The 8,598-nt window shown below is 75.3% G+C and carries 9 protein-coding genes; all 9 read right to left on the bottom strand.

Annotated features, from left to right (window positions below; all coding sequences use genetic code 11):
- Positions 1–2,547: LysM peptidoglycan-binding domain-containing protein (locus TR48_RS34950; protein ID WP_042374602.1), on the bottom strand; the 2,547-nt coding region annotated here is incomplete at its 3' end.
- Between the two features lie 3 nt (positions 2,548–2,550).
- The gene (locus TR48_RS34945) at positions 2,551–2,979 is read right to left on the bottom strand and encodes a pilus assembly protein TadG-related protein (RefSeq protein WP_042374601.1); all 429 of its coding nucleotides are present in this window, start codon (positions 2,977–2,979) and stop codon (positions 2,551–2,553) included.
- Complete coding sequence (locus tag TR48_RS39490) at positions 2,979–3,440, bottom strand: TadE/TadG family type IV pilus assembly protein (protein ID WP_052443302.1); 462 nt, start codon at positions 3,438–3,440, stop codon at positions 2,979–2,981. The genes TR48_RS34945 and TR48_RS39490 overlap by 1 nt, the downstream gene beginning before the upstream one ends.
- Positions 3,437–3,829: a TadE/TadG family type IV pilus assembly protein gene (locus tag TR48_RS45040; RefSeq protein ID WP_052443301.1), complete on the bottom strand. Its 393-nt coding sequence runs from the start codon at positions 3,827–3,829 to the stop codon at positions 3,437–3,439. The genes TR48_RS39490 and TR48_RS45040 overlap by 4 nt, the downstream gene beginning before the upstream one ends.
- Positions 3,826–4,062, bottom strand: a complete 237-nt coding sequence (locus tag TR48_RS44805; protein WP_042374600.1) for a hypothetical protein — start codon at positions 4,060–4,062, stop codon at positions 3,826–3,828. The genes TR48_RS45040 and TR48_RS44805 overlap by 4 nt, the downstream gene beginning before the upstream one ends.
- An 18-nt stretch (positions 4,063–4,080) precedes the next feature.
- Positions 4,081–4,965, bottom strand: a complete 885-nt coding sequence (locus TR48_RS34925; protein ID WP_042374599.1) for a type II secretion system F family protein — start codon at positions 4,963–4,965, stop codon at positions 4,081–4,083.
- Positions 4,962–5,855 (bottom strand): type II secretion system F family protein, encoded by an 894-nt coding sequence (locus tag TR48_RS34920; protein WP_042374598.1) that lies wholly within the window; start codon positions 5,853–5,855, stop codon positions 4,962–4,964. Before TR48_RS34920 ends, TR48_RS34925 begins: the two co-directional genes overlap by 4 nt.
- A complete protein-coding gene (locus TR48_RS34915) occupies positions 5,852–7,336 on the bottom strand; it encodes a TadA family conjugal transfer-associated ATPase (RefSeq protein WP_084730019.1) in 1,485 nt (494 codons plus the stop codon). The genes TR48_RS34920 and TR48_RS34915 overlap by 4 nt, the downstream gene beginning before the upstream one ends.
- A complete protein-coding gene (locus TR48_RS34910) occupies positions 7,326–7,916 on the bottom strand; it encodes a hypothetical protein (RefSeq protein ID WP_152628346.1) in 591 nt (196 codons plus the stop codon). Before TR48_RS34910 ends, TR48_RS34915 begins: the two co-directional genes overlap by 11 nt.
- Positions 7,917–8,598 lie beyond the last annotated feature (682 nt).

The raw sequence follows: 8,598 nt of genomic DNA, 5'->3' as shown, positions 1-8,598 counted from the left end.
GGAGGCCGGCGCCGGGGGCCATGCGCCCGGCTCGGGAAAGCGGGAGGAGGGGAAGCGCGCCGCGTCGTGGTACGGGGTGACCATCTCGGGCCAGGACGCGTGCGGGGGCTCGGGGGTGACGGTCGGTGGGACGAGGTCCGCGCCCAGGAGGCGGAGCCAGTGGTGGTAGGTGTCGTCGTCGAGGCGCTGGAGCTGGATGTCCATCTCCAGCCCGGGCACCACGCCGTGGCCGGACGCGGGGAGCGTCCAGCGGGCGACGGGGCCGGCGCCCTGCGGAGGCGCGGCGGTGATGACGGCGACGCTGCCGCGGGGACGGGCGTCGAGCAGGCGGCCCAGGGCCTCCGGCAGGTCACCGGTCGGGTAGCCGGCGCAGAGGACGACCTCGGGGGCCCACTCGTCGCCGCCGAGGCCGCGGCTGCGCGCCTCGCGCGGGGTCGCCGCGCCCGCCTGGACGAGGGCGTTGCGCACGGACGCGTCGCGGCGCTGGAGGGCCGCGACGGCGTGTTCGAGGTCCGGGTGGACGACGAGCCGGTCGTCGGCGACGGCCGCGAGCTCCTGCGCCACCCCGACGACGTGGACGCCGACGCGGTCGGCGAGCGGGGTGAAGGTGAGCTCCAGCGCGAGCGTCCGCAGCACCTGCGCGATATCGTGCGGCTCGCCCGAGACGTGCAGCAGGCGGATCGCCTCGAGGTCGACCAGGACCGTCGCTCCGTCGGCGGTCTCACCGAGGCTGACCAGCGCGGGGTACGGCGAGGGGACGACGGCCGCCGCCTCCGGGCCGAGCAGGCCCGGGGCGTCGGGGGTGCACCACCACACCGTGGACGCGTGCGCGGCGCGGAACGGGGCGACCGGCGGCGAGGGGGCGATCAGGTGCAGCTCCACGGTGTGGGCCGGGGTGACCCGCGCGACGTTGATCGGGGGCAGCCGCCGCCCCTCCCGTGCGACGTTGCGGGCCATGCTGCGCAGCGCGCGCCCGAGCAGGTCGAGGTCGCGGACGGACTGCTGGGCGACCGGCGGGACCCCCGTCCCCGCGGACGGCAGCGTCGGCACGTACGGGCCGGAGGGCGGCGGCACCGGCACCGGCGGGAGCGAGGGCGCCGGAACGGGCGGGAGCGCGGCGACGGCCGGCTCGAGCGGGGGCTCCGGCAGCGTCCGCAGCGACTCCGGCTGCGGTGGCTTCGGCGGTCGGCCGGAGGCGCGGTGCTGGGGCGTCTGACGCGGCGTCACCGCCCGTCGGCGGGATCGGCGCAGCGCGACGGTGCCGAGCAGCACCGCACCCAGCACGCTGGTGCCTGCGGCGACGGTGAACTGCGCCGGCGACTGGTGCCCGCCGTGGTCGGGCGCGGCGGAGGCCGGCGCGGGCGTCGGCGCGTGAGCGGGGGTCGACGTGTTCGGCGTGGGCTGCGCGGTCGGGCTGCCGCTGCCGCCGTGGGTGAACACTCCCCCGCCGTCGGTCGGCGCGGCGCTCGGGCTCGCGCTCCGGGCCGGGTCGGGGCTCGGGCTCGGGCCCGGGCTGTGGCTGTGCGAGGGCGGCACCGGCGTCGGTGTCGGCGTGCGCGTGGGGGGCTGCGAGCCGTCCGGCTGGGGGACGGTGAGCCGCATGCCGGGCTCGATCAGGTTCGGATCGGTGAGCCTCACCCCGTCAGGCGCGGCCACGCCGCGGTTGGCGTCGTAGAGCTTCGGCCAGTCCGCGGCGCTGCCCAGTTCCCGTTCGGCGATCCCGGAGAGCGTGTCGCCCGGACGGACCGTCACCTCAGCGTCATGGGAGGAGGGCGACGACGACGCTGACGGGGCGAGGGTCGGAGCGGCCGTGGCACCCGACGTGGACGCGGACGACGACGTCGAAACCTGCGCGTCGCGCGGGAGCAGCAGCCTCCAGCCGGGTTGCAGCGGTCGTTCCGCGTCGAAGACGCGGTGCTCCGCGTCCATCACCCGGCCCTCGTTGAGCGCGGCGATCTCGTGCCACCGCTCGCCGGAGCCGAGGGTCCGCTCGGCGATGCCCCACAGCGTGTCGGCGGGACGGGTGGCGCGCACGACGTAGTGCGGGTGCTGCGACTGCGGGCCGGAGGTGGCGGCGTGGTCGGGCGCGGCCGTCGGCGCGGACTGGTCAGCCGCCTGGGCGGTCGCCCGGTGTGGGGTGGCCGGCGCGCTGACGGCCAAGGCGGGTGCGGGCGCGCCCGTCGCGGCGAGGGCGCCTCCCGCCATCGGCAGGATCGCGAGGATCGCGCCGACCAGGCCGCCGGCCAGCCGCTGGCTCCAGCCGAGGGCCGGCAGCCGCCTGGGCACGCGGCCGCGCAGCTGCGCCGGAATCTCGACGACCACGGAGAGGGCGAAGGCGAGCCAGGCCGCCCACCCGACCACGACGAGCGCCCACAGGAAGAGGTTGCCGTTGTCCGGCGTGGTCAGCACCTGCGTCAGCGAGGTCTGCGCCGGGCGCGCCTGGAGCGCGATGGCCCAGGTTCCGTAGCCGAGCGCGGCGGGCAGCCCGACGAGCAGGGCGAGCAGTGTGACGAACGCGCAGAGCGCGCGGAGGAACGTGCGCACCATCTCTCACCCCTCGATGCCGGTGACGCCGTACACGAATCTGGCCTGTCCGCTGCCGGTGACGGGCAGGTCGGTGATGCCGATCAGGTCGAGCAGCTGCGTCCGGTAGTCCGCTGTCAGCGTGACCTTGCAGACGTCGCGTTGGGGGAAGGACAGCGTGTACCCGCTCATGTGCGCCGAGGCGACGTAGGCGGCGCCGGCCTGCCGGGCCCAGGGTCGGTCGAGCCGGTAGACCCCGCTCAGCACGGCCCTCGGGTCGACCTGTTCGCACGCGGCCCGGGCGGCCTCGCGCGCCACCGCGTCGGCGTGCTCAGCCTCGTGCACCTTGCCGCCGCCGTCGAAGGTGAGGCCCGCGAGCGCGAAGAAGCCGACGACGCAGCCGAGGACGAAGAACGAGACCGACCCCTGGTCGTCCGCGGCCTGTCCCGGGCCCATCACTGGCCCCGGTAGGTGTCCACGACGGACGTGAAGTCGCCCCGTACCGGCTCGCTCAGCGTCAGCAGGCCGAAGTCGATCTGCACCGTGCAGCTTCCCCGGGCCTCGACGACGTTGTAGTAGCCGGCCGGAGGCTTCGGCGGGGCCGCACCGACCCCGTTGACGGCCACGCCCACTGACCCCATGCACTCCGGCAATCCCCCCTGCTTGAAGACCACGTCGGCCGCCGCGGTCACGTTGCCCTGGACCTGTGTGGGGTCCCTGGTGAGGGAACCCGCCCGGGCGGCGGCCTGGACGGCCGCGTCCATGGTGCCGCGGTCGTCCTGGAGCGTTCCGACGGCGATCACGAAGGTGAAGAAGGCGAGGATGACCGGCAGCACCAGCACCGTCTCCAGCGACAGGGATCCGGCTTCGTCCGCGCCGTGCTCCCGCCTCCCCCCGCTCCTGCGCCCGTCGTTCATCCGCCCGCCCCGACGAAACGCTCGATCGGCACGGTGACCGGAACCGATATGTCCGGCCCGTCGAACAGGCTGCCCAGCACGGACCGGACCCGGACGTGGACGGTCACCGTGACCGTCCGCGCCGCCGGGTCCTGGACCGGCGGGTCCACCCGCGCGTCCTCCACCAGCCAGCCCCCGCGCTGCAGGAAGGCCGAGGCCACCTGCACCGGGTCCTGGCCGCCGTTCTGGGTGTCGGCGGCGACGGCCGCGCCCTCGCGCGCCGCGCCGAGCGCGACCTGACGGTCGAACCACCAGGACGAGGCCTGCACCACGAGCAGCACGAGGAGCAGCAGCACCCCGAAGAGAGTGACCAGCTCGAGAGAGAACGAGCCGCGGTCACCCGGGGTCACTTGATCGAGCCGGACTTGTCCGTGATCACGGTCGTGAGCACGCCGACGAGGATGCCCGCCACCGCGATCAACCCGATGACCAGCAGCACCAGTTCGATGCTCAGTGCGCCGAGGTCGCGGGTGCCGTGCACCTCTCTCGCGCGGGCCCTGACCCGGTCCGCGCGAGCCCCCATCCAGGCCCGCACCAGGTACGCCGGAAGCAGTGCGTCCGGTACGCGTCGTCCACGGAACATCTGTCACTTCTCCTTCGGTCATTGCATCATCCGGGAGACCGCCGGGAAGCCGATGAGCAGGGTGAAGATCATCACCAGCATCGTCCCGGGCAGCACCATGCGTTCGCTCACCACGTTGGCCCTGGCCAACTCGTCGGAGAGCAGCTCCGAGCGCAGGTTCGCGGCCCGCGCGCGGAGGGTCTTGTAGACGGCGGCGCCGTCCGTGCCGGCCAACCGCATCGTGTCGGCCAGGTCCTGCAACGGCATCAGGCCGAGTTCCTCGGCGAGGTCGGAGAGGCCGTCCCACGGCGGGCGGCGCTCCAGTCCGGCACGGTCCAGCGCGGCCGCGATGCGGCGCAGCACCGGCCCGTCGCCGATCCGGGCGGCGCTGAGCAGCGCTTCCGCCGGTCCGCGGTCGGCGGCGCGCTCCAGCGCCACCAGTTCCAGGTAGGCCGCGGTGGCGTGCAGGTAGTCCACGCGGGCCTCGGCGGCCTGCCCGCGCAGCAGCAGGTCGGGCAGGAACCACATCACCGCGGCCAGGGCCAGCGAACAGAACGCGGGCACGAGCACCGACAGGGAGACGTGCATCAGCGACGCCGTGAAGGCCACGTAGGGGAACGCGACCAGGCCGATCAGCGCGCTGAGCAGCTTCTGCGCCAGGTGCCGTTCGGGCGTGCGGCCGACCAGTGCCAGCTCGCGCCGCGGGATCGTGACGCCGGGCAGGTCCCGCAGCCGCGCGCCCAGCGCCTCGTAGAACCCGCCCGGCGCGGCGGCCCCCGTCGCCGCCTCGCCGGGCAGCACGGGCTCGGGGTGCAGCCGGTCCAGCGCCATCTCCAACTGCGGAGGGGCAGGGCGCAGTTCGGCTGCGAGCAGGGCGGCGCCGATACCGATGAGCCCGCCCGTCAGCACCAACCAGGTGATCACGTCTCCTCCTCCTGCGCGGTCCGCGGCGCGGTGCGCACCCGCGAGCGCCGGTCGACCTCCAGGAAGCGCGGCACGGGCCGGTGGGTGGCCATCGAGGCCATCCAGCCCACGACGGCGGCCACCGTCAGCACGACCACCGCCAGCACGATCTGGCCGACGGGCTTGGCGTAGGGGGCCGCGTAGGACGGGTTGAGGGCGATGAAGCCCGAGGCGGCCAGCAGGATCAGCACCAGCCAGCGAATCGTCGCGCGGTGCTTGGCCCGGTCGGCCTCGATGGCCCGCCGCTGGCGCACCTCCTCGCGCACCGAGTCGGCCGTGTCCGCGAGCGCGCGGGCCAGGCCGGGGCCACGGTCGGTGATCCGCAGCAGCAGCGTGGCCAGGACCTTGTCGGCGGTGGCGTCGCCGAGCCGGTCGCCCAGCAGGCGCAGCGCCTCTTCGGGGCTGACCCGGGACTGGATCCGGCCGACGAGCTCCGCGATATCGGCCTCGATCGCGGCCGGGGCCGTGCGCAGGCTGCTGACCAGCGCCTGCTCGACGCCGAGCCCGAGCAGCAGCACGTCCGAGAGACGCTGCGTCCACTCGGCCAGCGCCTCCAGGCGGTCGATGCCCTGGTTCTGGGTCATGGTGGCGCGCAGGAACCACGGAAGGCCGAAGACAAGCATCGGCACGATCAGCAGCGACACCACGTAGCCGCTGAGCAGCCAGCCGAGGACGGCTCCGCCCAGGGCCAGGACGACTTGCGCCCGGCGCTGCTCCTGCGCGGCGCGCGGCAGCCGCAGCGCGCGGCGCGGCCCGGGGTCGGGATCGTCCGAGCCCCGCGCGAAGACGAACAGGGCCACCAGGCCGCCGAACAGCAGCGCTCCGCTGCCGGCCCAGAGCAGCGCGGTCATGCCACACCCCCGACGCCCTGCTCGTCCCCACCGTTGACCCTCAGGCCGAGCGGGGCGGCCCAGGTCCCGTAGGGGTTGCGCAGCAGCGCGGCGTCGAAGCCGACGCGGCGCAGGTCGTCCAGACAGGCCGGGGGCGTCTGCGGGACGGCCCGCGGCTCGGGCCACACCTGGCGTCCCTGCGTGTCGACGCCGCCCTTGCGCGGGCCGAAGACGGTGTTGAGCGCCGGACGTCCCTGCTCGCCGAGACCGGCGACCTCCAGGACGTGCGAGACGAACCGGTGGCGGCGTCCCCCGATGCCGGTCTCGTCGATCATCGTGACGTGCACGACGAAGTCGAGCGCGTTGGCGGTGAGCCGGTGGGCGAGCTGGTCGGTCATCTGCGCGCCGTACTCCAGGCACAGTTCCGCGATGCGGTCGACGACCATATGCGGGGTGCGGGCGTGAAGCGTGCACATGGAGCCGCCCTCGCCGTTGGTCATCACGCGCAGCATCGGCACGACCTCCGCGGAGCGGACCTCGCCGACGATGATCCTGTTCAGCGTCATCCGCAGCGCGGCCGGGATCAGCTCACCGATGGTCAGTTCGCCCGCCGGGCGCCCGTCGACGCGTTCGCCGTTGCCCTCGCGCGCCTCCATCGGAACCACCTGGCGCAGGTGGCCGAGGGTGTGCAGCCACAGCTCGAACTCCGACTCCAGCGTGCCGACGCGCTCGTCGGGCGGGATCTCGCCGGCCATAGCGCGCAGCAGGCTGGTCTTGCCGACGCCCTGGGTACCGGTGATCATTACGTTCTTGCGCGCGCGGATCGCGGCGGCCAGGAACGAGGCGATCGTCGAGTCGACGGTGCCGAGCTGCACCAGGTCCCCGAGGGTCGCGTTCTGCACGCGGTGGCGGCGGATCGCGACGTACGGGCGGGGCGTCACGTGCGTCATCGCCTGCAGCCGCATCCCGCCCTCGAGGCGCAGCGCCAGCATCGGGCTGGCGACGGAGAGGCTGCGCTCGCCGCCGCCGTGACGGCGGGCCAGGTCCTGGAGCAGCTCGACGAGCTCCTCGTCGCTGTCGGCGACGGGCGGGACCTGCCGCAGTGGCTGGTTCGCCTTGGAGATCCAGACGTCGTCGCAGCCGTTGATGAGGATGTTCTCGATGTCGGGGTCGTCCAGGTAGGGCTGCAGCCTGCCGGCGCGGAAGAGCAGGTCGAACACGACCTCGGCGAGCGCCCGGTCCTGCTCCCTGGTCGGGGTGACGCCGTGCGCGACGGCGTGGGCGTCCGACCAGCGCGCCACGGCGTCCTCGATCAGCGCCCGCCCACGCTGACGCCGCCCGGCGGCGTCGACGGGGCCCGGGGAGAGGCCCGAAGCGCCGGACGCGGAGGGCGCGTTGCTGAGCTGCTCGAACAGGTCGCCGGCGACCTGACGCTTGAGCTCGCGCGCGATCTTCGCGTCGACGACGAGCGACGCCAGCCGGTCCATGGGTTCAACGGACACGCGCGACCTCCCCTGCGGCTCCGTTCCCGTGGCCGTTCCCGTCCGGGTCCCCGCCCGCGTGCTCGCCGTCCGCGGGGCGGATCTCCTCCGGCGCGGGCGGTCGCGGGGCGTGGTCGGCGAGCGGCGGCATGGCGACCAGGCTCGGCGGGTTGAACGGGTTCCCGGCGCCGTCCGCCGGGGGCTGCGGCGTCGTCGGCTCCAGATGCACGGACTGCAACCGCGCCGCCTGACCGGGCGTCACCGGCCCGATCGGCGACTGCGCGGGCCCGCTCGCCGCCGGCGGCCGCGCCCCCAGCTCCGCGGCGGCGGCCAGGTCCATCACCTGCCGCAACGACCACGGCGCCTCGGCGGCACCACCGGCCGCCGGCGGCTGCGGCTGCCGTTCGCCCGGCGACCAGGCGGTCCCGGCCGCTGCGGCGTCGGCGAACCCCGAAGCATGGTCCTGCCCGGAGGACGGGGGCTCCTGCTGGAGCCACTGGGGCTGGGGCCCCTGACCGGTGTGCGTCGCCTGCGGCGCGGCGTGCGCCGTCCACGGCCGCACGGCAGGGTCCGGAGCGGCCGCCTCAGGGGGCCCCGCCACGTGTCCGGTCCACGCATGCGGCGCATCCGCGCCCACCTCGGCGGCGTCGGGCGGCCAGGCCGCTGTCGGCGACGGAGCCTGAGCCGACAGGGCGTCGGGCACGACAGGCTGCGCCACGTGCGCCGACCACGGGCGCACAGCAAGGTCCGGACCCTGGGCCACCAGCGGCTCCGCCCCACGACCGGTCCACGCACGCGGCGCATCCGTCGCCTCGGCGGCGCCGGGCGGCCAGGCCGCTCCGGGCGACGGAGCCTGAGCCGACAGGGCGTCGGGCACGACGGGCTGCGCCACGTGCGCCGACCACGGGCGCACAGCAAGGTCCGGACCCTGGGCGACCAGCGGCTCCGCCTCACGACCGGTCCACGCAGGCAGCGCATCCGTTGCCTCGGCGGCGCCGGGCGGCCAGGCCGCTATCGGCGCCGGAGGGTGAGGCACCAGGCTGTCGGGCGACGCCGCGTGAGCGGACCACGGGTGGAGGGCCGGGTCCGGGACGAGGGGCGGCCACGAGGCCACGGCCGCCGCAGGGTCGGCGGCTTCGGGAACGTGGCCCTCCCAGGACTGACGGCCCACCCCGGGGGCGGCCGTCGCCGGTCGGGGTTCCGGGGTCCGATCGGGCCAGGAGGCCACGGCCGCCGCAGGGTCGGCGGGCGCGGGAGCCGGGTGGGGCGGATACGGGCGGGCG

It is taken from the genome of Streptacidiphilus neutrinimicus (assembly GCF_000787815.1).
GTDB classification, from domain to species: domain Bacteria; phylum Actinomycetota; class Actinomycetes; order Streptomycetales; family Streptomycetaceae; genus Streptacidiphilus; species Streptacidiphilus neutrinimicus.
The sequence above is the reverse complement of the archived record's forward strand: the minus strand, read 5'-3'. Positions and strand labels throughout refer to the sequence as shown.

Excerpts from the sequence above, each read along its gene's own strand:
- TR48_RS34945 (WP_042374601.1), bottom strand. The coding sequence starts at position 2,979 with ATGGGCCCGGGACAGGCCGCGGACGACCAGGGGTCGGTCTCGTTCTTC.
- TR48_RS39490 (WP_052443302.1), bottom strand. The coding sequence starts at position 3,440 with ATGAACGACGGGCGCAGGAGCGGGGGGAGGCGGGAGCACGGCGCGGAC.
- TR48_RS44805 (WP_042374600.1), bottom strand. The coding sequence starts at position 4,062 with ATGTTCCGTGGACGACGCGTACCGGACGCACTGCTTCCGGCGTACCTG.
- TR48_RS34920 (WP_042374598.1), bottom strand. The coding sequence starts at position 5,855 with ATGACCGCGCTGCTCTGGGCCGGCAGCGGAGCGCTGCTGTTCGGCGGC.